Raw genomic sequence first — 1,306 nt, 5'->3', positions numbered from 1 at the left:
CCTTAGTGATGTAGAAAAGTCTTGAAAAGGTTGATACAGCGGCAGTCTCAATGAGACAGAAGGGAACTTGAGCGGGGCAAATTGTGAGATGCTCAAGTTTCCACACAAAAAGCAATCCTATGCAACTGCCCCATCTGTATCGTGAACTAAGCGACCAATTTCGTCAATGGATTCAGCCTCGTGACCAACGGCATTTAGAGGGAGTATCCGAAGCGGTCGCTGCAATTCTGCAATCCGAGAGTGCTTGCATTCATCACTGGCTGCCTTACTTGAGCCACCGGGGTTGCACTGCTCGCAGCCATCACGCCCGCTTGAACTACTTACTGACCAATCCGCAAGTGAATGCTGAAACGTTCTACGTCCCGTTATTACAGCAATTGCTGCAAGCCTTCGTCGGCGAAGACGTGCTGCTTACCCTCGATACCAGTGTATTGTGGGATCAATTTTGTTGGGTCGGCGTCTGTTTTGTTTGGGGTGGACGCTCGTTCACTCTCGCTCAGATGGTTTTAGAACATGGGAGTGCCAGCGTTGCTTTTGACGCTTATCTTCCCGTTTTAGAGCAGGTTCTCACCTTGTTACCGCCCGATTGTCGGGTGACACTGCTTGCAGACCGGGGCTTTGAGCATGGCGAGTTGATCCGATGGTGCAATCGACACAATTGGCAGTGGTCAATTCGTGCCAAAAGCAATCTCACGATTACTTTAGCATCAGGTCGTTCTCAGTCCGTGGCTCAACTCTTGCCTCCGGTCGAGCAAGTTTATCTGTTTCCAAACGTGACGATTTTAGAAGATATTTCCTGTCATCTTGCCACTGCGACCTTGCCCGGATTGCAGGAATCTTGGGCTGTTCTCAGCAGTCAGCCGCCTTCATTGCAAACCTTTGAGCGCTATGGCAAACGCTTTGGTGGCATCGAACCCCACATCAAGGATTACAAGTCTGCTGCCTTTGAGATCATCCCATCGCATCTGCGTGACGCAACCGCCCTCACCAGCCTCTTTATGCTCCTGGATATTGCCACCCTGATTGCTTTGATCTTAGGCTGTTTACTTGTGCGTTGCGGTCTGCGTCGAACCTTGGATACCCATCCAGACCGAGGCTTGAGTTTTCTGCAATTGGGCTTGCGCTATCTTGAACAACTCCGGCATTTGCGGCAACGCCTGCCACGCTTGCAGCCATTACCCCGTCGCAGTCCACCAGCAGCTTGCGCTTCCGCCAGTAAGCGAGAGCGCTTAAATTGTCGGATTCAATTCTCCAAAGTCACCACATTCTCATCTTGAGACTGCAAAAAGTTTTCTACATCACTAAG

Annotated in this window: 1 protein-coding gene; it reads left to right on the top strand. The window is 50.6% G+C overall.

Annotated elements, in window-relative coordinates; translation table 11 throughout:
- Positions 1 to 119: 119 nt before the first annotated feature.
- Positions 120 to 1,277 carry a transposase gene (locus ACQ4M5_RS41715; protein WP_430681685.1) on the top strand — a complete coding sequence of 386 codons (1,158 nt, stop codon included), beginning with the start codon at positions 120 to 122 and terminating at the stop codon, positions 1,275 to 1,277.
- Positions 1,278 to 1,306 lie beyond the last annotated feature (29 nt).

It is taken from the genome of Leptolyngbya sp. AN10 (genome assembly GCF_050565645.1).
Lineage (GTDB): Bacteria > Cyanobacteriota > Cyanobacteriia > Leptolyngbyales > Leptolyngbyaceae > Leptolyngbya.
The sequence above is the reverse complement of the archived record's forward strand: the minus strand, read 5'-3'. Positions and strand labels throughout refer to the sequence as shown.